This is a genomic window from Vibrio sp. R11-SG3-ISO3-SZ (assembly GCF_059834345.1).
Window position 1 is genome coordinate 1 of the sequence record NZ_JCBDGX010000070.1, and the last position, 26,143, is coordinate 26,143.

28 protein-coding genes, 8 tRNA genes and 1 pseudogene are annotated in these 26,143 nt (G+C 48.5%); 31 read left to right on the forward strand and 6 right to left on the reverse strand.

The genetic code is table 11. The features are described 5' to 3' along the window. Positions 1–216: pseudogene (locus AC6R1O_RS09115) on the reverse strand (small ribosomal subunit biogenesis GTPase RsgA); the annotation flags it as partial. A gap of 110 nt (positions 217–326) precedes the next feature. Here AC6R1O_RS09115 and orn point away from each other — a divergent pair. Continuing rightward, on the forward strand, positions 327–872 hold the full coding sequence (gene orn / locus AC6R1O_RS09120) for an oligoribonuclease (RefSeq protein ID WP_500631036.1): 546 nt from the start codon (positions 327–329) through the stop codon (positions 870–872). A 98-nt stretch (positions 873–970) separates the two neighbouring features. Here orn and AC6R1O_RS09125 read toward each other — a convergent pair whose 3' ends face one another. Next, positions 971–1,687: a hypothetical protein gene (locus AC6R1O_RS09125; protein ID WP_500631037.1), complete on the reverse strand. Its 717-nt coding sequence runs from the start codon at positions 1,685–1,687 to the stop codon at positions 971–973. Positions 1,688–1,767: 80 nt separating this feature from the next. Further along, entirely contained in the window at positions 1,768–1,944 is a 177-nt protein-coding gene (locus AC6R1O_RS09130) for a hypothetical protein (RefSeq protein WP_500631038.1), read from the reverse strand. A 53-nt stretch (positions 1,945–1,997) separates the two neighbouring features. On the opposite strand from AC6R1O_RS09130, the gene AC6R1O_RS09135 reads away from it, so the two are divergent. From AC6R1O_RS09135 to AC6R1O_RS09170, 8 genes are all read left to right on the forward strand, one after another. Further along, positions 1,998–2,073, forward strand: a tRNA-Gly gene (locus AC6R1O_RS09135). A gap of 37 nt (positions 2,074–2,110) precedes the next feature. Further along, positions 2,111–2,186, forward strand: a tRNA-Gly gene (locus AC6R1O_RS09140). Between the two features lie 42 nt (positions 2,187–2,228). Then, positions 2,229–2,305, forward strand: a tRNA-Met gene (locus AC6R1O_RS09145). A 123-nt stretch (positions 2,306–2,428) separates the two neighbouring features. Then, positions 2,429–2,504, forward strand: a tRNA-Gly gene (locus tag AC6R1O_RS09150). Between the two features lie 52 nt (positions 2,505–2,556). Next, positions 2,557–2,632 (forward strand) — tRNA-Gly (locus AC6R1O_RS09155). Between the two features lie 52 nt (positions 2,633–2,684). Further along, a tRNA-Gly gene (locus AC6R1O_RS09160) sits at positions 2,685–2,760 on the forward strand. Between the two features lie 42 nt (positions 2,761–2,802). Beyond that, positions 2,803–2,879 (forward strand) — tRNA-Met (locus tag AC6R1O_RS09165). A 270-nt stretch (positions 2,880–3,149) separates the two neighbouring features. Beyond that, positions 3,150–3,226: transfer RNA gene (locus AC6R1O_RS09170), tRNA-Met, on the forward strand. A gap of 607 nt (positions 3,227–3,833) precedes the next feature. On the opposite strand, the gene queG is transcribed toward AC6R1O_RS09170, so the two are convergent. Beyond that, positions 3,834–4,946 carry a tRNA epoxyqueuosine(34) reductase QueG gene (gene queG, locus AC6R1O_RS09175; RefSeq protein WP_500633110.1) on the reverse strand — a complete coding sequence of 371 codons (1,113 nt, stop codon included), beginning with the start codon at positions 4,944–4,946 and terminating at the stop codon, positions 3,834–3,836. A 201-nt stretch (positions 4,947–5,147) separates the two neighbouring features. On the opposite strand from queG, the gene tsaE reads away from it, so the two are divergent. The 9 genes from tsaE to AC6R1O_RS09220 all read left to right on the forward strand — a co-directional run bounded on the left by tsaE (position 5,148) and on the right by AC6R1O_RS09220 (position 14,595). After that, positions 5,148–5,612 (forward strand): tRNA (adenosine(37)-N6)-threonylcarbamoyltransferase complex ATPase subunit type 1 TsaE, encoded by a 465-nt coding sequence (gene tsaE, locus AC6R1O_RS09180; protein WP_500633111.1) that lies wholly within the window; start codon positions 5,148–5,150, stop codon positions 5,610–5,612. Beyond that, positions 5,606–7,321 carry a LysM peptidoglycan-binding domain-containing protein gene (locus AC6R1O_RS09185; RefSeq protein ID WP_500656906.1) on the forward strand — a complete coding sequence of 572 codons (1,716 nt, stop codon included), beginning with the start codon at positions 5,606–5,608 and terminating at the stop codon, positions 7,319–7,321. The genes tsaE and AC6R1O_RS09185 overlap by 7 nt, the downstream gene beginning before the upstream one ends. A 15-nt stretch (positions 7,322–7,336) precedes the next feature. Next, a complete protein-coding gene (mutL, locus tag AC6R1O_RS09190; RefSeq protein WP_500633112.1) occupies positions 7,337–9,319 on the forward strand; it encodes a DNA mismatch repair endonuclease MutL in 1,983 nt (660 codons plus the stop codon). Next, positions 9,316–10,263, forward strand: coding sequence for a tRNA (adenosine(37)-N6)-dimethylallyltransferase MiaA (miaA, locus tag AC6R1O_RS09195; protein WP_500638748.1), 948 nt, complete (start codon positions 9,316–9,318; stop codon positions 10,261–10,263). The genes mutL and miaA overlap by 4 nt, the downstream gene beginning before the upstream one ends. 188 nt (positions 10,264–10,451) lie before the next feature. After that, positions 10,452–10,733, forward strand: a complete 282-nt coding sequence (hfq, locus tag AC6R1O_RS09200; RefSeq protein ID WP_334555714.1) for an RNA chaperone Hfq — start codon at positions 10,452–10,454, stop codon at positions 10,731–10,733. Between the two features lie 41 nt (positions 10,734–10,774). Next, positions 10,775–12,064 carry a ribosome rescue GTPase HflX gene (gene hflX / locus AC6R1O_RS09205; RefSeq protein ID WP_334555715.1) on the forward strand — a complete coding sequence of 430 codons (1,290 nt, stop codon included), beginning with the start codon at positions 10,775–10,777 and terminating at the stop codon, positions 12,062–12,064. Between the two features lie 45 nt (positions 12,065–12,109). Next, positions 12,110–13,300, forward strand: coding sequence for an FtsH protease activity modulator HflK (gene hflK, locus AC6R1O_RS09210; protein ID WP_500632074.1), 1,191 nt, complete (start codon positions 12,110–12,112; stop codon positions 13,298–13,300). Between the two features lie 2 nt (positions 13,301–13,302). Next, positions 13,303–14,283: a protease modulator HflC gene (gene hflC / locus AC6R1O_RS09215; RefSeq protein ID WP_334555717.1), complete on the forward strand. Its 981-nt coding sequence runs from the start codon at positions 13,303–13,305 to the stop codon at positions 14,281–14,283. A 126-nt stretch (positions 14,284–14,409) separates the two neighbouring features. Next, positions 14,410–14,595 (forward strand): DUF2065 domain-containing protein, encoded by a 186-nt coding sequence (locus AC6R1O_RS09220; protein WP_500633123.1) that lies wholly within the window; start codon positions 14,410–14,412, stop codon positions 14,593–14,595. A gap of 46 nt (positions 14,596–14,641) precedes the next feature. Here AC6R1O_RS09220 and AC6R1O_RS09225 read toward each other — a convergent pair whose 3' ends face one another. Both AC6R1O_RS09225 and AC6R1O_RS09230 read right to left on the reverse strand, forming a co-directional pair. Beyond that, a complete protein-coding gene (locus tag AC6R1O_RS09225) occupies positions 14,642–14,869 on the reverse strand; it encodes a SlyX family protein (RefSeq protein ID WP_500632072.1) in 228 nt (75 codons plus the stop codon). A gap of 4 nt (positions 14,870–14,873) precedes the next feature. Further along, the gene (locus AC6R1O_RS09230; RefSeq protein ID WP_487903607.1) at positions 14,874–15,857 is read right to left on the reverse strand and encodes a WD40 repeat domain-containing protein; all 984 of its coding nucleotides are present in this window, start codon (positions 15,855–15,857) and stop codon (positions 14,874–14,876) included. A gap of 132 nt (positions 15,858–15,989) precedes the next feature. Here AC6R1O_RS09230 and fkpA point away from each other — a divergent pair, with 132 nt between their 5' ends. The 13 genes from fkpA (at position 15,990) to rplA (ending at position 26,047) form a co-directional block, all read left to right on the forward strand. Continuing rightward, positions 15,990–16,778, forward strand: a complete 789-nt coding sequence (gene fkpA / locus AC6R1O_RS09235) for an FKBP-type peptidyl-prolyl cis-trans isomerase (RefSeq protein ID WP_500632071.1) — start codon at positions 15,990–15,992, stop codon at positions 16,776–16,778. A gap of 252 nt (positions 16,779–17,030) precedes the next feature. Further along, positions 17,031–17,753, forward strand: a complete 723-nt coding sequence (locus AC6R1O_RS09240; RefSeq protein ID WP_334555722.1) for a helix-turn-helix transcriptional regulator — start codon at positions 17,031–17,033, stop codon at positions 17,751–17,753. Continuing rightward, a complete protein-coding gene (gene tusD / locus AC6R1O_RS09245; RefSeq protein WP_500628035.1) occupies positions 17,750–18,145 on the forward strand; it encodes a sulfurtransferase complex subunit TusD in 396 nt (131 codons plus the stop codon). Before AC6R1O_RS09240 ends, tusD begins: the two co-directional genes overlap by 4 nt. After that, a complete protein-coding gene (gene tusC / locus AC6R1O_RS09250) occupies positions 18,142–18,498 on the forward strand; it encodes a sulfurtransferase complex subunit TusC (protein WP_500632070.1) in 357 nt (118 codons plus the stop codon). Before tusD ends, tusC begins: the two co-directional genes overlap by 4 nt. A gap of 8 nt (positions 18,499–18,506) precedes the next feature. Then, the gene (tusB, locus tag AC6R1O_RS09255) at positions 18,507–18,785 is read left to right on the forward strand and encodes a sulfurtransferase complex subunit TusB (protein WP_487903603.1); all 279 of its coding nucleotides are present in this window, start codon (positions 18,507–18,509) and stop codon (positions 18,783–18,785) included. 159 nt (positions 18,786–18,944) lie between these two features. Continuing rightward, on the forward strand, positions 18,945–19,319 hold the full coding sequence (gene rpsL / locus AC6R1O_RS09260; RefSeq protein WP_004399892.1) for a 30S ribosomal protein S12: 375 nt from the start codon (positions 18,945–18,947) through the stop codon (positions 19,317–19,319). Between the two features lie 97 nt (positions 19,320–19,416). Then, positions 19,417–19,887, forward strand: coding sequence for a 30S ribosomal protein S7 (rpsG, locus tag AC6R1O_RS09265; protein WP_045957025.1), 471 nt, complete (start codon positions 19,417–19,419; stop codon positions 19,885–19,887). A gap of 209 nt (positions 19,888–20,096) precedes the next feature. Continuing rightward, entirely contained in the window at positions 20,097–22,196 is a 2,100-nt protein-coding gene (gene fusA, locus AC6R1O_RS09270; protein WP_487903602.1) for an elongation factor G, read from the forward strand. Between the two features lie 155 nt (positions 22,197–22,351). Continuing rightward, positions 22,352–23,536, forward strand: a complete 1,185-nt coding sequence (gene tuf / locus AC6R1O_RS09275; protein WP_500631029.1) for an elongation factor Tu — start codon at positions 22,352–22,354, stop codon at positions 23,534–23,536. A 275-nt stretch (positions 23,537–23,811) separates the two neighbouring features. Then, the gene (gene secE / locus AC6R1O_RS09280; RefSeq protein WP_334555690.1) at positions 23,812–24,192 is read left to right on the forward strand and encodes a preprotein translocase subunit SecE; all 381 of its coding nucleotides are present in this window, start codon (positions 23,812–23,814) and stop codon (positions 24,190–24,192) included. Between the two features lie 12 nt (positions 24,193–24,204). Further along, positions 24,205–24,753 (forward strand): transcription termination/antitermination protein NusG, encoded by a 549-nt coding sequence (gene nusG, locus AC6R1O_RS09285; RefSeq protein WP_334555691.1) that lies wholly within the window; start codon positions 24,205–24,207, stop codon positions 24,751–24,753. Between the two features lie 159 nt (positions 24,754–24,912). Further along, the gene (gene rplK, locus AC6R1O_RS09290; protein ID WP_334555692.1) at positions 24,913–25,341 is read left to right on the forward strand and encodes a 50S ribosomal protein L11; all 429 of its coding nucleotides are present in this window, start codon (positions 24,913–24,915) and stop codon (positions 25,339–25,341) included. A gap of 4 nt (positions 25,342–25,345) precedes the next feature. Then, on the forward strand, positions 25,346–26,047 hold the full coding sequence (gene rplA, locus AC6R1O_RS09295; protein ID WP_334555693.1) for a 50S ribosomal protein L1: 702 nt from the start codon (positions 25,346–25,348) through the stop codon (positions 26,045–26,047). Positions 26,048–26,143: the final 96 nt, after the last annotated feature.

Here is a 26,143-nt window from a genome sequence, read left to right on the forward strand (position 1 = left end):
TTCGATACCACGACGAAGGTTGCAGCGGTGCACCTCTAGTGTTTCGCTATCTTCAATATCTGCATGTTGACCAAAGCGTGTAATGACCAGGCCTTTCTTGGTCGCACCCAGCATGGTTTCGTCCCATTGCACGGACTCTTCACTTTTTAGCTTACGCTTTTGGTTGCTGCGTACTCGCCTAACTTGACCTTTGGTGAGCTTTTTCTTTTTTGCCACAGTGTTTACTTAACCATTTCTCTGCATTGTCGATCCGCTCGATTGCTATCTTGAGGATCAGAATTTGGGTATAGTACCCTTTTTAGAGATAAACCAATAGGCAACACTTTATGTCCTTTAGCGATCAAAATTTAATTTGGATTGATCTTGAGATGACGGGGCTTGACCCGGAGACTCACAAAATCATCGAAATCGCGACCATTGTCACCGATGCTCAGCTCAACATTTTAGCTGAAGGGCCCGTACTTGCCATCCATCAACCAGAATCTGAATTGGCAAAAATGGATGAGTGGTGCACGACCACGCATACCGCCAGTGGTTTGGTGGAGAGAGTTCGCCAGAGCCAAGTGAGCGAGCAGCAAGCGGTAGAGCAGACCTTAGCCTTTTTAGAGCAATGGGTAGCGAAAGGCCAATCACCGATTTGTGGCAATAGTATTGGTCAAGATCGTCGATTCTTGTACCAACATATGCCAGAGCTCGAAGCCTATTTCCATTACCGGTACATCGACGTCAGCACGCTGAAAGAGTTGACGCGTCGTTGGAAGCCGGAAGTGTTGACGCAGTTTTCGAAAAAGGGCAGCCATTTGGCGATGGACGACATCAAAGAGTCGATCGCAGAGCTCAAGTTCTATCGCGAAACCATCATGACCATATAGTCTCGATGGCGATGAGTCCATCTCGCGAAAAACAGACAACCCCGCACTCATACTGCGGGGTTGTCTGTTTTAGGTCCGTATTGATATAACAAAGAGTATTAAGGGATCGGTAAGAAGACAAACTGCGCCACACCTTGGACGACCTTGGTGATACTGCGATTGGTTTTGTCTGCGACGATGAGCGCCATCATATCTTGAATCATCACCATCTTGGCGAACAGCCGATCAAAGCTGATGTCATAGTCGTCCCCCTCAAGTTGGTTTGAGAGGAGAAACAACTCGCCCGTATCATCTCTGCGCTTATATAAGCGCCAGACAAACACTTCTATATTGCGTGCGCTGTTATAGAGTGCCTGCTCATCCAGAGAATCGAGGATGAAGAACTCTTGCTGGTGGTTGTACGATCGCCTGAGCATCTCTGTCAGTCCGACCATTGCCGCGAACACGCGATCTCCTTGGAAGTCATCATTGAAACTGAGCAGTATCGCATCAATGCTGGTTAGACCGCCGAGTTCCTCGAACACTAAGCTCGGGAGTTCAATGGTGTCCTCGTCGCCAAAGATTTGCGTGAGTCGCTGATCTAACGTCATGTCGGGCGCTTTTTTGAGTTGCCAAGGATTTCTTACGTAAAGCTTGCGTGTCAGTTCTATTAAGAGCGCTTTTTGTTCCCTAGCGTGAACGTCCATGACAAAATCGACATCACTTTTGCCAAGGTTCCTCACGGGCTTAGGCAGTGCACCACACCCAGATAAGAGCAGGGTGCTCAGCACAAGCCCAACAAGCCATCGATATGGCTGAGAGGTGGGAAACGTCATCCTGAATTCCTTGATTCTTCGTCTCGCAGTGAGTGAGGCATCAATACGAGATCATCCATCAATCCACTCTATCGTTCACTTTACTCTCCAGCAATTAATTCAGTAAAACGAATGACTTGTTTGGTAGCTGGCTCTAATTTATCCGCCCTTACCGCCAAAGGGTTTGAGCGCTTTTCAAGCAAAAGTTGGCGCTTATGTGTGGTTTTTATCCAAACAGAAAAAAAAATCAGATTTTTTCTTCCAAGGACTTGCATCACAAAAAAATGCTCTTATAATTCGCAGCCCTGAACAGCGTAAACGTTGTTGAAAAGCGACACTAGCTCAGTTGGTAGAGCGCAACCTTGCCAAGGTTGAGGTCACGAGTTCGAACCTCGTGTGTCGCTCCAGTTTGATAGCTTTCATCGTGCTTAACGGTGACAAAATGCGACACTAGCTCAGTTGGTAGAGCGCAACCTTGCCAAGGTTGAGGTCACGAGTTCGAACCTCGTGTGTCGCTCCATTTTGATAGCCTTCATCGTGCTTAACGGTGATACAATACGGACGCGGGGTGGAGCAGCTTGGTAGCTCGTCGGGCTCATAACCCGAAGGTCGTCGGTTCAAATCCGGCCCCCGCAACCAATTTTAAAGGCGTTATGATTCGCTAGCTCGTCGGGCTCAGCTATTCATAAAACCTAGCGAAGGTCATCGGTTCAAATCCGGCCCCCGCAACCAAATTTCATCAATAGCAAACGCTGTTGATATGCGACACTAGCTCAGTTGGTAGAGCGCAACCTTGCCAAGGTTGAGGTCACGAGTTCGAACCTCGTGTGTCGCTCCACTTTCTTTTAAGTGGACGGGATAGTCTTCATCGTGCTCAACGGTGACAAAATGCGACACTAGCTCAGTTGGTAGAGCGCAACCTTGCCAAGGTTGAGGTCACGAGTTCGAACCTCGTGTGTCGCTCCACTTTCTTTTAAGTGGATAGGATAGCCTTCATCGTGCTCAACGGTGACAAAATGCGACACTAGCTCAGTTGGTAGAGCGCAACCTTGCCAAGGTTGAGGTCACGAGTTCGAACCTCGTGTGTCGCTCCATTTTGATAGCCTTCATCGTGCTTAACGGTGACACAATACGGACGCGGGGTGGAGCAGCTTGGTAGCTCGTCGGGCTCATAACCCGAAGGTCGTCGGTTCAAATCCGGCCCCCGCAACCAATTTTAAAGGTGTTGTGATTCGCTAGCTCGTCGGGCTCAGCTATTCATAAAACCTAGCGAAGGTCATCGGTTCAAATCCGGCCCCGCAACCAAATTCAATCAATAGCAAGCGCTGTTGATATGAGACACTAGCTCAGTTGGTAGAGTGCAACCTTGTCAAGGTTGAGGTCACGCCTTTCTGTTTATGAATAGGGAACCTCGTGTGTCGCTCCACTTTCTTTTATGTGGACAGAATAGCCTTCATCGTGCTTAACGGTGACACAATACGGACGCGGGGTGGAGCAGCTTGGTAGCTCGTCGGGCTCATAACCCGAAGGTCGTCGGTTCAAATCCGGCCCCCGCAACCAATTTTAAGGTGCTATGATTCGTTAGCTCGTCGGGCTCAGCCATTCATAAAACCCAGCGAAGGTCATCGGTTCAAATCTGGCCCCCGCAACCCAATGAAGCGTGTTGTGGTTCGCTATACCTGCTCTTTCTAATGCTGAGAAGCATCATCCCCCAAATTAGAACCTCTAAGCGTCATTTGTGACGTTTTTTTGTTTGTCTCCAAGATGACACAGCAATGGCGATGGGCCTTGCGCGTGTTTTCAACTCAACGCCCCAGATCTAACTAACAGAGTTATCCACATTTTTCATTCTGTGGATAAGTTCGTGGGTAACCTGAATTTAGTCTTTGTATAAGCGCTATGCAGGAGGATCTTTCTTGGTGTTTTATCAGGTTATGGGTGTTTGGTTTTTTGTTAAGTTGTTGATTTTTATCTATTTAAAGTAAATTTCAATAGGCAGGGTAAACCGGTTTTTTGATCATTAAGTGCTTGTTTTTTGATCTTAATCATTGGTGGCCAGTGTGATTAACTTTTTCAACTTTCAGTAAATTTGCCGCACATCTCATTTTTTTCCACATTGCCGTTTTTAGAACAACCTCAAACTCTGCGTTGATGAATTCGGCAAGCATTATGCATCTCTAGGCATTCCTTTTTCTATTATTCGAATCAGTCTTTGCTGTTTGTTGGAGATGTAGTGGCTTTGTGAGCGTTGCTGTTCCAGCGCCCATTCAATGTGCACATCTAATGTACTGCAAAGCCCAAGGCGTTGTGTGAGTGCATCCACAATCGCTTGGCGATAAGGGGCATTACCTAAGGCGATGGCAATATTGCGGAGCCATTGCTTGTGCCCAATGCGACGAATGGCTGAGCCTTGCATATTGGTGAGAAAAGTCTCCTCGTCCCACAGAAACAGCGACAACAACTCTGGGTCTTTCAGTGCAGCTCTTCGATGGAAGTCAGACTCTTTGGTGAGTGGCGAGTAGCGACTCCAAGGGCATACAAGTTGGCAGTCATCGCAGCCGTATATTCGGTTGCCCATCGGGCGGCGAAACTCTTCCGGTATGATACCGTCGAACTCTATGGTCAAGTAGGAGATACAACGTCTTGCGTCGACCACACCGTCATCAACGATCGCCTGCGTTGGGCAAGAGGTCATGCAAGCGGTACACTTGCCGCAATCACCTTGGTGAGGCGCGTCAACAGGCAGCGGCAAGTCAATGAGAAGCTCACCTAAGAAAAACCAAGAGCCGCAGGACTCGTCAATGATAAGCGAATGTTTACCCGTCCAACCAAGTCCGGCTTTTTCAGCGAGAGGCCGTTCTAAAATCGGCGCAGAATCGACAAAAGGTCGATAGCCGAAGGCGCCAACCTCTTGCTCAATACGTTGACCGAGTTTTTTTAACTGGTTGCGCACCAATTTGTGGTAATCGCGTCCTAGCGCATAGCGGCTGACATAGGCGTGCTCTGGATTGGCGAGGTTAGAGGCAAATTCCGCTTCTGGGGGTAAGTAATCCATTCGCGCACTGATCACTCTTACTGTCCCTGGCAATAGCTCATCCGGTCTCGCGCGCATCATGCCATGTCTTGCCATCCAATCCATGTCACCATGATAGCCAGCATCCAGCCAGGCTTGCAGAGCGCTCTCATGGCGAGCCAAATCGACATCACAGATACCGATTTTTTGAAATCCGAGCTCTTTAGCCCAAACTTTGATCTTGTCTGCAAGCTGTTGGTAGTCCATGCTGGGATCTCTTGGTTCAATGGGGCGGGGATCTTAACGGATCTTAACGATCGGATCTAGCAACCTTCAGGCGGCCAAACGCGAGAATTCGCGCTTTTTTGACGAATACTCACACAACAGATCTTGTCTCCCAATTCCAACCCAGTTTACTATTCCTGTTCTTTTGATTTTTATATAGTCCCGAGTTAGAGACCTTTGTCCATGATGACCAAACAATTTTCCCTAAAAGATGAAACTGCCACCATTCAACTAGGGACACGATTAGCGCAGCTTTGCTCACAGCAAACCACTCTTTATTTGCACGGAGATCTGGGAGCAGGGAAAACGACGCTGAGCCGAGGGTTTGTTCGTGCGCTTGGTCATCAAGGGAATGTGAAGAGCCCAACTTACACCTTAGTTGAGCCTTATCACTTACAAGAGTGGCAGGTGTATCACTTTGATCTTTACCGCTTGGCTGATCCAGAAGAGCTAGAATTCATGGGAATTCGTGACTATTTCACCCCTGATGCAATTTGTTTGGTGGAATGGCCGGAAAAAGGCGAAGGGTTGTTACCTCAAGCGGATTTGGATATTGAACTACGCTATCACGGTGAAGAGCGCATTGCGTCACTCAGTGCGAACAGTGATTACGGACGTCATTTATTAGAACAGTTGGAGTTATGTTGAAGCGTCGATTTTTCAAAGCGGTATTGATCCCTTTTCTCTCTATACTTGCGCTGCTCCCTAACGTCACATTCGCGAACGCATTGGAAGGCATACGTGTTTGGCCTTCACCGGATGAGACTCGGGTTGTCATTGATCTTCAGTCTGAGGTGGAATACAGCTACTTCACTTTGACCACGCCGGAACGTTTGGTGGTCGACCTTAAGCAGACAACGCTGAAAACGAAACTGCCGATTAACGTTTCAGATAGCCCGGTGCTAAGCAAAATCCGCAACAGTTCACCGCCGGAAAAATCAACCTATCGCTTGGTGTTTGAGTTGAAGCGCAAGTCGGCGCCACAACTGTTCAAGCTGGCCCCAACGCCTGGGGGACAATACGGTCACCGCTTGGTGATTGATCTGCCTCACGCTGAGCGAGCGACCTCGTCCGCGCCGAGTACCTCTGCGCCTAAAGTAAGTCGAGATGCCTCCCAATTACTGGGCAACGCCGATATCTTCGTGGCGATAGACGCGGGCCATGGTGGTGAAGACCCGGGCTCTATCGGGCCAACGCGCAAATATGAAAAGCACGCAACGTTAGCGATCTCGCAAAAAATAGCGGCGCAAATCAACGCGGTACCTGGTATGAAAGCCGTGCTCACCCGTCGCGGCGACTATTACGTAAACCTCAATAAGCGCTCGGAGATCGCTCGCGAAAATCAAGCGCACTTGTTGGTCTCCGTGCACGCCGATGCGTTTAACTCACCTAAGCCTCGGGGTGGCTCGGTGTTTGTGCTCAATACAAAGCGCGCGAACTCTGAAATTGCTCGTTGGGTTGAAAACCACGAAGAGCAGTCGCAGTTGCTAGGGGGAGCCGGCGAAGTGTTGGCAAAGAACAACAGCGATCGTAATGTCAGCCAAACCTTGCTTGATCTTCAGTTTAGCCACTCCCAGAAAGAGGGCTATAAGGTCGCGACCAATATTCTGTCTGAAATGACCAAGGCGGGCGTGCACTTGCACAAGAAAGATCCCGTCAATGCGAGCTTGGCAGTATTGAAATCCCCCGACATTCCTTCTGTATTGGTCGAGACGGGCTTTATCTCAAACCCGACAGAAGAAAAATTGCTGTTCCAACGCAGCCACCAAGACAAACTGGCCCGAGCACTGGCGAAAGCGATCGTCCAATATTTTGAATCGAACCCTCCAGAAGGAACGTTATTTGCCAATCGCGGGAAAGCGATTAAGCATAAGGTCTCGCGCGGTGAGTCCTTGTCGGTGATAGCGAAACGTTATGGCACTACCACTCAAGCCATCATGCAGGCCAACAAGCTAAAGAGCACCAGTTTGGCGGTGGGGCAGAGTTTAACCATCCCTGGCGCGACATCGGCGGTGGCAGTGCCGAAGATCAGTAATCCGGTCGAGACGGAAACCCTGATACATGAAGTTCAGCGGGGCGAATATCTAGGTAAGATTGCAGAGCATTACAAAGTCTCGGTAGCGGATATCCGACGCGAGAACAATCTGACATCGGACGTGCTTAAGCTGGGACAAAAACTCAAAATTACTGTGACGATGAAAGATAAGCCACTGCGTAAACACACCGTCAAGCGCGGCGAATTTTTGGGTAAAATCGCCAGCCAGTATGACGTCAGTGTGAGCAGTATTCGCAGCGCCAATAACTTGCGCTCCGATCAGCTTGCGATTGGTCAGGTACTGATCATCCCCAATAAATAAACGTGGGTAGCCTGAATGACGATTAAAATTCTTCCCGCGCGTTTAGCCAACCAAATTGCTGCCGGAGAGGTGGTGGAACGCCCTGCGTCCGTGGTGAAAGAGTTGGTGGAAAATAGCCTCGACTCGGGCGCTAGCCGCATTGATATTGATATCGAAAAGGGCGGCGCTAAACTGATCCGTGTTCGTGACAATGGTAGCGGGATTGAAAAAGACGAGTTGGGTCTCGCGCTCAGTCGCCATGCGACCTCGAAAATTCACACCTTGGACGATTTGGAAGCCATCATGAGCTTGGGCTTTCGCGGTGAAGCGTTAGCGAGTATTAGCTCTGTTGCTCGTTTGACATTGACATCGCGTACAGCGACGCAAGATGCTGCGTGGTCAGCGTACAGCGAAGGGCGTGATATGGCCGTTAAGATTCAACCGGCTGCGCACCCGATTGGCACGACAGTCGAAGTCTTAGATCTGTTTTTCAATACCCCCGCGCGTCGCAAGTTTCTTCGTACCGAGAAAACGGAGTTTACCCATATCGATGAGCTGCTCAAACGCATCGCGCTGAGCCGTTTTGATGTCTCGATCAACTTGCGCCACAACGGAAAGTTGGTTAAACAATACCGAGCCGCGAAAACAGAGTCGCAAGCGGAAAAGCGTATTGCAGCGGTCTGTGGTAGCGGTTTTGTCCGCCACATGCTGAAAATTGAGCTGGAGCACCAAGGACTCAAACTGCATGGCTGGGTCACGACGCCACAAGGCGCGCGTGCACAAAGCGATCTGCAATATTGCTACGTCAATGGGCGTATGATGCGCGATAAACTCATCAATCATGCGATTCGTCAAAGCTACGAAACCAGCTTGAAGCCTGAACAATTTGCGGCGTATGTGCTCTTTATCGAGCTCGATCCGCATCATGTCGACGTCAATGTTCATCCTGCTAAGCATGAAGTGCGCTTTCATCAAGCGCGCTTGGTGCATGACTTTATCTATCAAGCCCTCACGGATGCCCTTGCTCAGGGAGCGCACATTGATAAGCCTGAACAGAGCCAGTCGGCGTTTCATGATGATCACACTCCACCTATTGACGCTGCCGAGCACGTCCCTGCCTATCCAGGTCGCGCTGACTATGTGAAAGCCGAGCCTACCGCTCGCAATGAGAGCCGCGTTAATGAGCGAGAGGTGTCTCACTCCTGGGTACAAAGTCGCAGCGAACCCGCTCGCAGTGGTCAGGCGCGCGGCGCGAAGATGGAGTCCGCGCCTTCTCAGGCGGAGCTCAGGGTTTATCAAACCTTACTCTCTGCAACAGAGGATGAATCTGCGACAACAGAAAAGGCGACCAAAGAAACCCAGAACTCTCACGCGCGCTCAACGTCATTTAGTGAGGAACCACCGAGCGATGAAGCGCTGACCCACGAGGAGTCAGCCCCGATCGTACAAGCCACATCGATAGTCGCTTTAGGGAAAGCCATCAGCATTGTTGCAGGGCAGTACGTGTTAATGGCAGATAAGTCGCACTCTCAGTTGGTCTCTTTGGCGAGAGCTGAGTGGTGGCGAATCAATGGTCAGTTGAATACCAAGCTAGGTCCACTGACCAGTCAGCCGTTGTTGGTCCCCCTCTCGCTTAAGCTCGAAAGCCCATTGTTGGAAAGTGCTGAGCGATATAACGAACTTTTGCTGCGTCTGGGTATCCAACTTAAGCCAAGAGGTCAGCAAGGGCTCTTGGTAATGGGCGTACCGCAACCGCTTCGTCAGCAAAATCTGCAACAATTGCTGTCAGATCTGTTATCTTACGCGGCCACTTATTCCGCGCAGGCGTTAGATGAGCCGGCACTGGTGAGATGGTTAACCAATAAGATTACTCAAACAAAAAGCGACTACACTTTATCGGAAGCGATACACATCATCGCAGAACTCGAGCAGTTATGGCACGGTCAGTTGCCACTCGATGATCGACAATTTGTTCGTCCCGTAGACTACTCTGCTACCATTGCAGCAATGACATTATGAATGACCAATTACCCCTTGCTCTGTTTTTGATGGGCCCAACCGCTTCAGGCAAAACAGAGCTCGCGATTCGATTACGCCAGCGATTTCCCGTTGAGATCATTTCGGTCGACTCCGCACTGATCTATCGAGGCATGGACATAGGCACCGCCAAGCCCGACGCGCGCGAACAAAGCCTTGCTCCCCATCGTTTGATCGATATTTTGGACCCAAGTGAATCCTATTCGGCCGCTGATTTTCGGCGAGATGCGCTTAACGAGATGCACAAGATTGTCGCCGATGGCAAGATCCCTTTGCTGGTGGGCGGTACCATGCTGTATTACAAAGCACTACTGGAAGGTTTGTCGCCTTTGCCAGCAGCGGATCCGGATATTCGGCGCAATATTGAGCAGGAAGCGCAAACTCAAGGGTGGGAGGCGCTGCACGATCAACTTAAGGCCATTGATCCTGTTTCGGCTGAGAGAATCCACCCAAATGATCCACAAAGATTGTCGCGGGCATTGGAAGTTTTTCGAATTTCAGGTAAAACTCTTACTGAGCTGACTCAAACGAAAGGAGAAGCACTCCCATTTCGTGTGAAGCAGTTCGCAATCGCACCCAAGGAAAGGGCTGAGCTCCATCGACGAATTGAGCTACGTTTTGACAAAATGATCGACGCTGGGTTTTTAGAAGAAATGCGCTCGCTGTATGCGCGCGAGGATCTTCACCCTGATCTGCCATCGATTCGTTGTGTCGGCTATCGTCAGATGTGGGACTACTTGGATGGGCAATGTACGTTGGATGAGGCTATATTTAAAGGCGTCTGTGCAACCCGTCAATTGGCCAAGCGGCAGATCACCTGGTTACGCAGCTGGGATGATTTAACTTGGTTGGATAGTGAGAACATTGACCAAGCGTTGGAAACTGTTTCAAATGCCATAGCATCGGAAGGTTTTAGCTGTGTATAATGTGATCGCTTTTGCGTGAATGTGCCCTGTAAAAGATCTGTGACTTGAAATTTGATCGTAAAGTCGTCATAACAGTGAGGGACAGGGTGTTTTTTATTCATTTAGCTCAGATGCAAAGGTCGCACCTATTTTTACGCGCACCACTAGCTAAATAACTAGAACAAAATTACAAAATAAGGAAAATAAAAATGGCTAAGGGGCAATCTCTTCAAGACCCATTCTTAAATGCATTACGTCGCGAGCGTATTCCAGTCTCTATCTACCTAGTAAACGGAATTAAACTACAAGGTCAGATCGAATCTTTCGACCAATTTGTTATCTTGTTGAAAAACACAGTAAACCAAATGGTCTACAAACACGCTATCTCAACGGTTGTGCCTGCGCGTGCAGTAAGCCACCACAGTGGTGAACGCCCTCAAGGTGACCGTCCTCAAGGTGGCGAGCGTTCTCAAGAGAAATCTGACGATTAATTTTCTCTACGCACACACATTACTGTTAAGGAGTTGATTGCTTGTTTGACCGTTATGAAGCCGGTGAGCGAGCCGTACTTGTTCATATCAACTTTACGCAAGAAGGGGAGTGGGAAGATCTCAGCGAATTCGAAATGCTGGTATCTTCAGCTGGAGTCAACGCGTTACAAGTCGTAACCGGGAGCAGACAGTCACCACACCCCAAATACTACGTCGGAGAGGGTAAAGCCCAAGAAATTGCGCAAGCTGTGCAGTTGAATGGGGCAGATATCGTGATTTTCAATCACGCCCTCTCTCCTGCCCAAGAACGTAACCTCGAAAAGCTGTGTCAATGTCGAGTATTGGACCGTACGGGTTTGATCTTAGATATTTTTGCTCAGCGCGCTCGTACTCACGAAGGCAAGTTGCAAGTGGAACTGGCGCAGTTGCGTCATATCTCAACGCGACTGATTCGAGGTTGGACTCACCTTGAAAGACAAAAAGGTGGGATCGGGTTACGTGGTCCAGGTGAAACTCAGTTAGAGACTGACCGACGTTTATTGCGTGATCGGATTAAAGCCATCTTGCGCCGCCTAGAGAAAGTGGCCAAGCAGCGCGAACAAGGTCGCCGAGCTAGAAGTCGAGCGGAAATCCCAACCGTCTCCCTTGTTGGATACACCAACGCAGGGAAATCTACCCTATTCAACCGAATCACTGAAGCGGGCGTTTACGCTGCTGATCAGCTGTTTGCCACGCTTGATCCAACGCTGAGAAAAATAGACTTGGCCGATGTCGGTCCAGCAATCTTAGCGGATACGGTTGGATTTATTCGTCATTTACCACACGATCTGGTCGCCGCTTTTAAAGCGACGCTGCAAGAGACGCAAGAAGCTGACATTTTGTTACATGTTGTCGATGCCAGTGACGACCGTTTTCGTGAGAATATTCATGCAGTTCATGTGGTACTTGAAGAAATTGATGCCCATGAAGTCCCAGCTTTGCTGGTGATGAATAAGATAGACAATCTAGAAGACCAGAAACCTCGTATAGAAAGAGATGAGGAAGGCATTCCTCGTGCTGTATGGGTATCGGCAATGGAAGGCGTGGGTATTGAATTGCTGTTTGAGGCTCTTACCGAGCGTCTCTCTAGCCAAATGGTTCAGTACCAACTGCGAATCCCGCCACAACATCAAGGGCGAATTCGTAGTACATTCTTCCAGATGAAATGTATTCAACAGGAAGAGTATGATTCCGATGGTGACTTGTTGATCGAGATTCGAATGCAACAAGCGGATTGGTCTAGACTTGAAAAAAGAGAAGGGGCAGTTTTACGTGACTTTATAGTTACTTAAATGACTGCTACAGTATAACGTCATATCAAATGATGGAGCTTTCTAATGGCGTGGAATGAGCCTGGTAATAACAACGGCAACGATGGCCGCGATAATGACCCGTGGGGTAACAATAATCGCGGTAACAAAGGTGGCCGTGATCAAGGACCGCCAGACTTAGACGAAGTGTTTAGCAAACTGAGTCAGAAACTGGGTGGAAAGTTTGGTGGTAAAGGAGGCGGTAAAGGACCGTCTATCGGTGGTGGCGGAGCAATCGGCTTTGGCATTATCGCTGCGATCGCGGTCGCAATTTGGTTCTTTGCAGGTTTCTATACTATCGGCGAAGCGGAGCGCGGTGTTGTGTTGCGCCTCGGTAAATATGATCGCGTGGTCGATCCTGGTTTGAACTGGCGTCCTCGTTTCATTGACGAAGTGACCCCGGTGAACGTGCAAGCGATTCGTTCGTTGCGCTCTTCAGGTTTGATGCTGACCAAAGACGAAAACGTCGTCACGGTGGCGATGGACGTTCAATACCGTGTGGCGGAACCCTATAAGTACCTGTTCCGAGTGACCAACGCAGATGACAGCTTACGCCAAGCGACCGACTCTGCGTTGCGCGCTGTGATTGGTGACTCATTGATGGATAGCATTTTGACCAGTGGTCGTCAGCAAATCCGTCAAAGTACTCAAGAAACGTTGAACGACATTGTCGACAGCTATGATATGGGCTTAGTCATTGTTGATGTCAACTTCCAATCTGCACGTCCACCAGAGCAAGTGAAAGACGCTTTTGATGATGCGATCGCAGCTCGAGAGGATGAAGAGCGTTTCATCCGAGAAGCGGAAGCGTACAAGAATGAAATCTTGCCCAAAGCGACCGGTCGGGCGGAGCGTTTGAAGAAAGAAGCGCAAGGTTACAACGAGCGTATTACTAACGAGGCCCTAGGTCAGGTTGCTCAGTTTGAAAAACTGTTGCCTGAGTACCAAGCGGCGCCGGAAGTCACGCGTAATCGTCTGTACCTAGATGCGATGGAAGAGGTTTACACCCGTTCATCGAAAGTGCTGATTGATTCCGAATCGAGCGGCAACCTCTTGTACTTGCCTATTGATAAGTTGGCGGGTCAAGATCAAGTGTCAACAAAGCGCAGTACTAAGTCATCTTCTAGTTATGATCAAATTGAGCTTGAATCCCAGCGTACTGATACCACTTCAGACACCTCATCTCGTTCAACTGATTCACGTCAAGGGAGATACTAAGAATGCGTAAGTTAATGATCCCTGTATTAGTCGTTGCATTGGCTCTGATGTTGATGTCTTTATTTGTCATTCCTGAAGGCGAGCGCGGTATCGTGATTCGATTTGGTCGAGTGCTGAAAGACAACAACGATGTGTCTCGCATTTACGAGCCGGGTCTGCACTTCAAAATGCCGATGTTCGATCGTGTTAAAACACTCGATGCACGTATTCAGACCATGGACGGCCGTTCAGACCGCTTCGTGACCTCTGAGAAAAAAGACGTCATCATCGATTCCTACGTTAAGTGGCGTATCGAAGATTTCGGTCAATACTACTTGGCGACCGGTGGTGGTAATACGCTGACGGCGGAAGCGCTCCTTGAGCGTAAAGTCACTGACGTATTGCGTTCTGAAATCGGTGCTCGTGAGATCAAACAGATCGTGTCAGGTCCGCGTAACAACGACGTTCTACCTGACAGTGCAGATGCGGATGTCGTCACGACTGAAGCGGCCAAAGAGGCACTTGAGATTGATGGTCAGCGTGACCAAATCATGCAAGAAGTGTTGAACGACACGCGTCGCAGCGCACTGAAAGACTTGGGTGTTCGTGTGGTTGACTTCAGAATGAAGAAAATCAACCTACCTGATGAGATCAGTGAGTCTATCTATCGCCGTATGCGTGCAGAGCGTGAGTCAGTGGCGCGTAAGCACCGCTCTCAAGGCCGCGAAAAAGCGGAAGTGATTCGCGCACAAGCCGAACTTGAAGTGGCGACTATCCTTGCGGAAGCAGACAAAACCGCGCGTGTGACGCGAGGTGAAGCGGATGCACAAGCGGCGAAAATCTACTCGTCAGCGTACAATAAAGACCCTGAGTTCTATGGGTTCCTACGTTCGCTCAAAGCTTACGAGAAATCGTTCAGCGATAAGAGTGATATTCTGGTCTTGGATCCTAAGAGTGAGTTCTTTAAATACATGAACAACTCTGCGGGTGCCGCCGCGAAGTAATTCGCTATTGATGAATAAAGGCTCCGTTATGACGGAGCCTTTATTTTTTGTCTCTCATAGGATGGTTTACCATTGTCGCCGCCTGAGCGTTTGCATGCGCACGTGGCGCGGGAAAAGGAGCTGAGGATGTCTAACTCATTGTGGCTGGCACTGGGCATTGTGTTGATAGTCGAAGGGCTAGGGCCATTAATCGCGCCCAAAGGGTGGCGAGCCATGATTGCCCAGATCAGCGATCAATCAGACCACCACTTAAGACGCATGGGCGGCTGTCTCGTGGTGGCGGGCGCCGTGATTGCTTATGTGTTTGGTTAGCCTTACCGAGAGGCTTATAGCCTGCAATGCAATGTGGCTATGACGATCAGTAATGGGGAGGCGGCGTCTCTTCTGAAGGGTCAGCCAGATTCGAGCTGTCCATGTTTTTCACTTTACCGACAACGTATTTCATCTGATCCTGCATTTTGGTGATCAGTAATTGCTGCTGGCTAAGTGCAATGTTGAGGCTCTCTACCGTTTGTTCTTGGAAGGCAAGTTGGCACTCCAAGTCATTGATGCGGTTTTCTAGTTGTTCAATAAGTGTTTCGCTCATCGTATTACTCATCTAGCTGCCAAGCTTGGGCAATGCCTGCGGATGTTGCAGAAATGACACGCCCTCGGTTATCAAAGGCAGCATCATACACCACTGCGCGAGGAGGGCGAGCATCTTTTAGTGGTACGGCTTCAAAGCCGTCGATGCGCTTTCCGCTATTGACGTCCCACACCATAATTCGACTCGACGGCGTGCCTGTTACGAGCTTTTGCCCATCATCAGAAAAGCGGGCGCTAGAGAAAATAAGCTGCCGTGAGAAACTTCGCAGTTGAGCGTGTTGTTCGCCGGTGCTTAAATCCCAAATGAACGCTTGATTGCCACCATCAGAAGTGAACGCAAACTTGGCATCGCGATGCAAAGCAACACGATTAATGCGCTGCTCATGCTCAAAGGTTTTTAGAATTTGCCCGGTATTGGTGTCCCATAAGTAAGCGGTGTAATCGTTGCCGCCAGACAGAGCAAAGCGCCCATTGGGCGACAGCGCAACAGAATTGACTTTTTCATTGTGCGCGAGGAACTCAAGACGACGTCCGGTGACTAAGTTGACGTAAATCGCTTTACCATTGGAGAGCCCAAGTAATACCTGTTCGCCATTGCTGGCGATGTCGATATCGCGTATCAGTCCGTCGGATATTGACCACAGACCTTGCGCTTGCGTCCACGCTAAATCCCACACGGCGAAGTTGATTTGAGTGGCGGTCACAGCAAAGCGACCATTGTCGGAGATGCGAATGGTGGATACGGTACTGGCTTGAGGGTCTTGCTCACCCAGTGAGGCCAGAGGTTGGCTCTCCACTAAATCCCATAGTACAAGCTGATGTTCTTTGGAATAGAGCAGGGCGAAGCGAGCATCACGGCTTAATGCAAAGCTCGTGGCGCCATTGGGTTCAATCTCCCAGCGCTGAACATCACTCGATGAGTAAAAACAGCCATTTATTAACGCTGAAATGACAACAACAATGATGACCTTGTTAAAAATTATCCGCATTAGGTCCAAATATCCGCTTGGTTTGGTTTAATTAAGCCGTATATTGGTTATATTGGTACAACATGTAATTGCACACCACTCTTTCTTAAAGATTTGTGCACAAAGACAAAATGCTTCAATTTGGAGAGTTTAATGAAATCTATTTTTAAAGTGTCACTGCTTGCTGCAACGGTTGCGCTAGCGGCTGGCTGTCAAAAAGACGAAGAGCCAAAAACCGACACTGCCCCAGCTGCTGAACAAGTTCAAGCAGAGACAGGAAAAGCGGTTCACTTTAAAACCGAAGACGATAAAGCGGCGTATGCTATCGGTGTGTCGTTTGCTAACTACCTGAGCACCAGTCTTGATAAGCCAAACGAAATTGGCATTTCCCTCAACAAAGACCTGGTTCTAAAAGGGATTGAGCATGTGTTTGCGGGCAACCCCGAACTGAGCGAAGAAGAGACGCGTGCTGCGCTAGAAGCGTTGGATCAACGTGTAGCAGAAACCATGCAAAAGCAAGCCGCTGAAAAAGCGCAAGCAGCGAAAGCGGCAGGTGATGAATTCCGCGCTGAATTTGAACAGCAAGACGGTGTCGTGAAGACAGAATCTGGCTTGTTGTACCAAGTGATGACGGCAGCGGAAGGTGAGCAACCAAAAGATACCGATACCGTGCAGGTGCATTACAAAGGTACGCTGATCGATGGTACTCAATTTGACAGCTCATACGATCGCGGCGAGCCAGCCACCTTCCCACTCAATCGAGTGATCCCAGGTTGGACCGAAGGCGTACAGCTCATGCCTGTTGGCTCAAAATTCAAATTCGTGATTCCGCCAGAGTTGGCGTATGGCGAGCAGGACACCCCATCGATTCCGGCGAACTCAACACTCGTGTTTGAAGTTGAGCTACTTAAGATTGAAAACGGTGAAGAAGCCGCGCAGTAATCTTCTGCGGTTATTCTCTTATTGGAGCCCGGCCATGTGCCGGGCTTTTTTCTACCCTTCCAAAGCAGCGTTCGATACTAGTTGGCGATGGGATCGTTCAGGTGAGGATAGCGTTCAGAGATGCGCCCGCGCACACGGATAGACGCGATTTATTTGTTCTAAGTCACTAGATGCTCGGTTTACGGGATCTGATTTTCAAAATTTCTGATAAACTTACAGCAATTTGTTGATTTTTCGCTCTAAGGCTAGAAAGTGACCACTACAGAAACACTAAATACCGATATGTTGCTTGAAATGGAATCTGTCAACGTGATGCCATTTAGTGAGCACGACAAGATCATTCTGCGCTCGTATGAGGCCGTGGTGGATGGCATCGCAAGCTTAATCGGCCCATTCTGTGAGATCGTTTTGCACTCATTGGAAGATCTCAACACCTCTGCGATTAAGATTGCCAATGGCGAAAACACCGGACGCCAAGTGGGATCGCCGATCACCGATTTGGCGCTGAAAATGCTGCGTGATATCGAAGGATCAGAGCGTAACTTTTCTCGCTCTTACTTTACGCGCGCGAAAGGCGGTGTGCTCATGAAGTCTATCACCGTTGCTATTCGCAATGGCGAGAACCGGGTGATTGGCCTTTTGTGTATCAACGTCAACCTGGATGCGCCCTTCTCGCAAGTGCTGCAATCGTTTATGCCGACCGAAGAAGCCAAACAAGCCGCTTCATCGGTTAACTTTGCGAGCGATGTTGAAGAGCTGGTGGATCAGACGGTTGAGCGCACCATTGAAGAGATCAATGCTGACAAATCAGTATCGAATAACACCAAAAATCGCCAAATCGTGATGGAGTTGTTTGATAAGGGCATTTTTGACATTAAAGACGCGATCAACCGTGTTGCCGACCGTTTGAATATCTCTAAGCACACCGTGTATCTCTATATCCGTCAGCGTAAAACGGAAGAAGACGAAAGATGAGCGCATTGAGTTACACCTTGGTCGTGAATGGCGGTGTGTATGGTACGCAGTCTGCGCGCAGTGCCTACCAGTTTGCCCTCGCGTTAATCGAAAAAGGCCATCAATTGGTGAGCGTGTTTTTTTATCAAGATGGCGTTAGCAATGCCAGTCGTCTCGTGGTGCCCGCCAATGATGAGTGGGATTTAACCCAAGCATGGCAAGCACTGGCTGCCGAGCATGGCGTGCGTCTTGAAACCTGTGTGGCCGCCGCGCTACGCCGCGGAATTGTCAGTGACGATGAAGCTACACTGCATGCACTACCAAACAGCAACCTCAGTGAAGGTTTTGTTCAAGCGGGGCTAGGTAGTCTTGCTGAGGCGATGTTGAGTCAAGATAGGGTGGTGCAGTTTTGAGTCAGCTCACGTATTTCTTTCGCAGTGCACCTCATGCCACCGCCTCAGGTCGAGAAGGCATCGATGCATTGATGGCCGCATCGGCGTACTGTGAATCGATTGCCGTCATCTTCAGTGGCGATGGTGTGTATCAGTTACTGCAAGGGCAGCAAGCCAGTTACATACTCTGTAAAGAGTACGCACCTATGATGAAGCTGTTTGAGCTTTATGACATAGAGGATGTGTTTGTCTGCGCCGTATCGTTATCTGAACGGGGTCTATCGCATGCCGATCTCGTTATCGATGCTAGGCCTCTCTCGGTTTCTGAAATACAAGCCGAGTTGGCAAAAGCGTCGGCGCTGCTGTCGTTCTAAGAGGTAACATGCTTCATATTATTAAATCACAATCCGCGTTGGCAGACGCGCTGCGTATTGCCCATCCTACACAAGATGACTTGATACTGATTGAAGAGGCGATCTACGGCGCGACCATGCATAGCCCCCTTTTTACAGCGCTTAAGGCGCATCAGGTTCACGTCTTACACAGTGATGCATCGGCGCGCGGTATGACGTCACGTTTGAGCCCATCTTATCGTCTGATTGACCACGGTGAGTTTGTTGACCTGACGGTCTCTCACGAGACATCGCTGACTTGGGATTGAGTCATCACTGGCCTATCGGGGGAAAGTGGACAAAAAAGATCCGTATATTTCTTGACACACCTCTCACTGCTGCATAGAATTTTGCGTCCCTAATTACCATTCGTGATTCGGGATAGATTTTTCACAAAGCTTACTTTCAAGTAAATCAGGAGCTAGTTAATGGCAACTATTAACCAGTTGGTACGTAAGCCTCGTGCAAAGCAAGTTGTTAAAAGCAACGTGCCTGCACTAGAAGCGTGTCCACAAAAACGTGGTGTATGTACTCGTGTTTACACTACTACACCTAAAAAACCTAACTCAGCACTTCGTAAAGTATGTCGTGTTCGTCTAACGAACGGCTTCGAAGTGACTTCGTACATCGGTGGTGAAGGCCACAACCTTCAAGAGCACTCAGTTGTTCTAATCCGCGGCGGTCGTGTAAAAGACCTTCCGGGTGTACGTTACCACACAGTTCGCGGCGCACTAGACTGTGCTGGCGTTAACGACCGTAAACAAGGTCGTTCTAAGTACGGTGTTAAGCGTCCAAAATCTTAATGGTATCCGTTAAGTAAGGCCAAACACTAAATTATATTTAATTTTTGAAGAAACTGAAAAGTTTTGGATAACCTGAAGAAGACAACGGAGAAAATCCATGCCACGTCGTCGCGTCATCGGTCAGCGTAAGATCCTTCCAGATCCAAAGTTCAAATCTGAACTGCTGGCAAAATTCGTTAACATCCTAATGGTTGACGGTAAGAAATCTACTGCAGAGAAAATTGTTTACACTGCACTAGACACTATGGCTGAGAAATCTGGTAAAGATCACTTAGCTGTATTTGAAGAAGCTCTTGAAAATGTTCGCCCAGCGGTAGAGGTTAAATCTCGCCGTGTAGGTGGTTCAACTTACCAAGTACCTGTAGAAGTTCGTCCGGTTCGCCGTAACGCACTTGCTATGCGTTGGTTGGTTGAAGCTGCGCGTAAGCGTGGTGAAAAATCTATGGCTCAACGCCTAGCTGCTGAAATGCTAGACGCGTCTGAGAACAAAGGTACTGCGGTTAAGAAACGTGAAGACGTTCACCGCATGGCTGACGCAAACAAAGCGTTCGCACATTACCGTTGGTAATACCTTTATCGTGCTGCGAGATCTCTCGCAGCACTTCAATAGTTCCTATGCGCAAGCTAGGAACTATTGCTATATCTGAAACACAGAAAATCGCTCATCTAAAGCGCGACATCGTTAACTGAAGACGCCCACGCTCAACTCGAGCATTCTTCGTTCTGTCGTTTCGACATAGCAATAGTCCCTATATCCCAATTGAAGAGGATTCTATCGTGGCTCGTAAAACACCGATTGAGCGCTACCGTAATATTGGTATCGTCGCTCACGTAGACGCAGGTAAAACCACCACAAGTGAACGTATTCTATTCTACACTGGTCTTTCTCATAAGATTGGTGAGGTTCACGATGGCGCTGCTACCATGGACTGGATGGAGCAGGAGCAAGAGCGTGGTATCACTATCACCTCCGCTGCCACGACCACTTTCTGGCGTGGTATGGAAGCGCAATTCCAAGATCACCGCATTAACATCATTGATACTCCTGGACACGTTGATTTTACCATCGAAGTAGAGCGCTCGTTGCGCGTACTCGACGGCGCCGTTGTCGTTTTCTGTGGTTCATCTGGTGTTGAGCCGCAATCGGAAACGGTTTGGCGTCAAGCAGATAAGTATCATGTCCCTCGCATGGTGTTCGTCAACAAGATGGACCGTGCAGGCGCTGACTTCCTTCGTGTCGTTAAGCAAATCAAGACTCGTTTGGGCGCCAATCCTGTGCCTATCCAACTTAACGTTGGTGCGGAAGATGAGTTCCGAGGCGTGATTGATCTTATCAAGATGAAGATGATCAACTGGAACGAAGCTGACCAAGGTATGACCTTCAATTATGAAGAGATTCCAGCAGATATGGTTGATCTGGCTGAAGAGTGGCGCAGTAACCTAGTTGAATCAGCAGCGGAAGCCAGCGAAGAGTTGATGGACAAATACCTTGAAGAAGGTGAGTTGACCGAGAGTGAAATCAAGCAAGCGCTTCGCACTCGTACACTGAATAACGAAATCGTATTGGCCACTTGTGGTAGTGCGTTTAAGAACAAAGGCGTGCAAGCCGTGCTGGATGCCGTGGTGGAATACCTACCATCACCGATCGATGTACCTGCTATCAAAGGCATCGATGAGAACGAAAACGACGTTGAGCGCCATGCTGACGATAACGAACCGTTTTCAGCGTTGGCATTTAAAATTGCCACCGACCCGTTTGTTGGCACGCTTACCTTCATGCGCGTTTACTCAGGTGTCGTCAACTCAGGCGATGCTGTGTACAACTCAGTGAAGCAGAAGAAAGAGCGCTTTGGGCGTATCGTTCAGATGCATTCCAACAAGCGTGAAGAGATCAAAGAAATCCGCGCGGGTGATATTGCGGCAGCGATTGGCCTGAAAGATGTCACCACGGGTGATACGCTTTGTGATGCGAACCACAAGGTGATCCTAGAGCGCATGGAATTCCCTGCTCCAGTGATTCAGATTGCCGTAGAGCCACGCTCTGTTGCCGATCAAGAAAAGATGGCGATTGCGCTGGGTAAACTGGCTGCAGAAGATCCCTCATTCCGCGTCGAAACGGATGATGAAACCGGTCAAACCTTGATCTCGGGTATGGGTGAGCTTCACCTAGATATCATCGTTGACCGAATGAAGCGTGAGTTCAGCGTTGACTGCAACGTAGGTAAACCTCAGGTGGCTTACCGTGAAACGATCCGCGGCAGCGCGGAAGTGGAAGGCAAGTTTGTTCGCCAATCTGGTGGTCGTGGTCAATATGGTCACGTATGGATCAAACTAGAGCCCTCTGAACCGGGTGCGGGTTTTGTCTTTGTCGACGAAATCGTGGGTGGTGTGGTTCCTAAGGAATACATCAGCTCGGTAGCGAAAGGTATCGAAGAGCAAATGAACAGTGGTGTTCTAGCAGGCTACCCTGTACTAGATATTAAAGCGACCTTGTTCGACGGTTCTTACCACGATGTTGACTCTAACGAGATGGCGTTTAAGATCGCTGGCTCGATGGCATTCAAGAAGGGTTCATTAGAAGCACAACCTGTACTTCTTGAGCCGATGATGAATGTTGAAGTCACCACTCCTGAAGATTGGATGGGTGACGTTGTAGGTGACCTAAACCGCCGTCGCGGTATGATTGAAGGTATGGACGATGGTGTTGCGGGTATTAAAATTATCCGTGCCCAAGTGCCACTCTCTGAGATGTTTGGTTACGCTACAGACCTCCGTTCTGCGACTCAAGGCCGTGCGTCTTACTCTATGGAGTTTAATGAGTACGCTGAAGTACCGAAAAACTTTGCAGACAAAATTGTTGCAGAGCGAGGTTATTAATGAAGCGGCTTGATCGTAGAAAAAGTGTGTGCTTTTTTTAAAGATCAAGGCGTCGAAATATTGCGCTGACGGACGTTGGCGCATAAAATAGCAATTTCTGGCGCGTCTCGATCAATTCTGATCGTGGCGAATCATAACTAGGAAGGAACACGAACGTGTCTAAAGAAAAATTTGAACGTGTAAAACCGCACGTAAACGTTGGTACTATCGGCCACGTTGACCACGGTAAAACAACTCTAACTGCTGCTATCTGTACTACTCTTGCTAAAGTGTACGGCGGTGTAGCGAAAGACTTCGCATCTATCGATAACGCTCCAGAAGAGCGTGAGCGCGGTATCACAATCGCAACGTCTCACGTAGAGTACGACACTCCAACTCGTCACTACGCACACGTAGACTGTCCAGGACACGCGGATTATGTTAAGAACATGATCACAGGTGCTGCACAGATGGACGGTGGTATCCTAGTTGTAGCTGCGACAGATGGCCCAATGCCACAGACTCGTGAGCACATCCTACTAGGCCGTCAGGTTGGTATTCCTTACATCATCGTATTCATGAACAAATGTGACATGGTTGACGATGAAGAGCTACTAGAACTAGTAGAAATGGAAGTACGTGAACTTCTATCTGAGTACGATTTCCCAGGTGATGACCTACCAGTAATCCAAGGTTCTGCACTAGGCGCGCTAAACGGCGAAGAGCAGTGGGAAGCGAAGATTGTTGAGCTAGCAGAAGCGCTAGACACTTACATTCCTGAGCCAGAGCGTGCAATCGATCAGCCATTCCTAATGCCAATCGAAGACGTATTCTCAATCCAAGGTCGTGGTACAGTAGTAACAGGTCGTATCGAGCGTGGTATCCTAAACGTAGGTGACGAAGTTGCTATCGTAGGTATCAAAGACACGACGACTACAACATGTACTGGTGTTGAGATGTTCCGTAAGCTTCTAGACGAAGGTCGTGCGGGTGAGAACGTTGGTGCACTTCTACGTGGTACTAAGCGTGACGAAGTTGAGCGTGGTCAAGTACTAGCTAAGCCTGGTTCAATCACTCCACACACTAAGTTCGAGTCAGAAGTATACGTACTATCTAAAGATGAAGGTGGTCGTCACACTCCATTCTTCAAAGGCTACCGTCCACAGTTCTACTTCCGTACAACTGACGTAACAGGTAACATCGAGCTACCTGAAGGCGTAGAAATGGTAATGCCAGGCGATAACATCAAGATGACTGTAGAGCTAATCGCACCAATCGCGATGGACGAAGGTCTACGTTTCGCAATCCGCGAAGGTGGCCGTACAGTTGGTGCTGGTGTTGTTGCTAAGATCTTCGACTAATTTAGACAAATTAGCTGAAGTCTTCGGAAAATCTTGGAATAAGATTTGACGAACCAGTAGCAAAGAGGGCATCATTTGATGCCCTTTTTCTGCACTGAAGATAATGTTTGCTGATTTGTTGTTCATGCAAGCATTACGCAGAGAAATTTTGATTAAAAACTGGGCGTTTTGATCAATAAAGAGTACGTCGACCAGTAATGATTGGCGTGTATGGATTTGCCCTGCAACAGCGGGGTTGTTGTCGTCTATATTAAGACTAATGACAGGCTGGTTTTATGAAAGCTAATAATGCTGAAACTCCTGAAAGCTCAAATAGCGCAGATATCTTTAAGTGGATTGTCACTTTTGTTCTGCTAGCTGCCGCTGTTGTGGGTAATTACCTGTACGGTGAACTCTCTGTAGTGATTCGCGCTGCAGGTGTTGTTGTGCTAATCGCTGCGGCATTGGGTGTGGCTGCTACAACAACGAAAGGTAAAGCTGCGATTGATTTTGCTAAAGAATCTCGCATGGAAGTTCGTAAAGTGGTTTGGCCTACTCGCCAAGAAACTATGCAAACAACTTTGATCGTTTTAGCTGTAAGTATTGTAATGGCTCTAGCACTTTGGGGCATTGACGGCATTATGGTTCGTCTTGTTGCCTTTGTGACTGGGGTATAGAGGTTTTAATTCATGAGTGAAGCTCCTAAAAAACGCTGGTATGTGGTTCAAGCCTTCTCTGGATTTGAAGGCCGCGTAGCTCAGTCTCTTCGTGAGCATATCAAAATGCATGGCATGGAAGAGCTGTTTGGTGAAGTGCTAGTCCCAACAGAAGAAGTTGTGGAAATGCGCGCAGGTCAACGTCGTAAATCTGAGCGTAAGTTCTTCCCGGGCTATGTTCTAGTCCAGATGATCATGAACGATGAATCATGGCACTTAGTACGTAGTGTGCCGCGTGTCATGGGCTTCATTGGTGGTACCTCAGATCGTCCAGCTCCTATCTCTGATAAGGAAGCTGACGCTATCTTGAATCGTCTTGAGAAAGCGAGTGAAGCACCTCGTCCACGTACTATGTACGAAGCGGGTGAAGTGGTTCGCGTGACCGACGGTCCATTTGCTGACTTCAACGGTACGGTTGAAGAAGTGGATTACGAGAAGAGCCGCCTGAAAGTGTCTGTATCGATTTTTGGTCGTGCAACACCAGTTGAGCTTGAATTTGGTCAAGTTGAAAAACATGATTAATTAATGACCTTTTAGGGTTGTGTAGGGCGCGGATTATGACTATAATTTCGCGCCTTATTATTTTGGCTGAAGCCCAGCTTCAATCAAAGTAGCAAGTATTGACATCAACGGGGAGCTGTTCAGTCGAATAGCGTCTGTACCCAAAATTTAGGAATTATCATGGCTAAGAAAGTTGAAGCTTATATCAAGCTGCAAGTTGCTGCTGGTATGGCAAACCCAAGTCCACCAGTTGGTCCTGCACTAGGTCAACACGGTGTGAACATCATGGAATTCTGTAAAGCGTTCAACGCGAAAACAGAATCTCTAGAGAAAGGTCTACCAACTCCAGTTGTTATCACTGTGTACAGTGACCGTTCTTTCACGTTCATCACTAAGACTCCACCTGCTGCAGTTCTTCTTAAGAAAGCGGCTGGCGTTAAGTCTGGTTCAGGTCGTCCAAACACTGAAAAAGTGGGTACTGTTACTGATGCTCAAATCCAAGAAATCGCAGAAACTAAAGCTGCTGATATGACTGGTGCTGACATCGAAGCGATGAAGCGTTCTATCGCAGGTACTGCTCGTTCAATGGGCCTAGTGGTAGAGGGTTAATAAGATGGCTAAACTAACTAAGCGCATGCGCGTAATCCGCGAAAAAGTTGACGTAACTAAAGAATACGAAATCAACGAAGCTGTAGCACTTCTTCAAGAGCTAGCAACAGCGAAATTCGTTGAGTCTGTAGACGTTGCTGTTAACCTTGGCATCGATGCTCGTAAATCTGACCAGAACGTACGTGGTGCAACTGTACTACCTCACGGTACTGGCCGCGATATCCGCGTTGCAGTGTTCACTCAAGGTGCAAACGCTGAAGCAGCTAAAGAAGCTGGCGCAGATCTAGTGGGTATGGAAGATCTTGCTGAGCAAGTGAAGAAAGGCGAAATGAACTTTGACGTTGTTGTTGCTTCTCCAGATGCAATGCGCGTTGTAGGTCAACTAGGTACTATCCTAGGTCCTCGCGGTCTAATGCCAAACCCTAAAGTTGGTACTGTAACTCCTAACGTTGCTGAAGCGGTTAAGAACGCTAAAGCGGGTCAGGTTCGTTACCGTAACGACAAAAACGGCATCATCCACACGACTATCGGTAAAGCAAACTTCTCTGCAGAGCAGATCAAAGAGAACCTAGAAGCACTTCTAGTGGCTCTGAAGAAAGCTAAGCCATCTTCAGCGAAAGGTGTTTTCCTGAAGAAAGTCAGCATCTCTACAACAATGGGTGCTGGTGTTGCTGTTGATCAGGCTAGCCTGAACACTCAAGCATAATATATTTGCTTAGGCGCAAAATTAATGTATAATTTTGCGCCTAATATTTGTGGTTGGGGCTGAACTTTGGTTCATTCAATTCGTTAAGAATTGGCT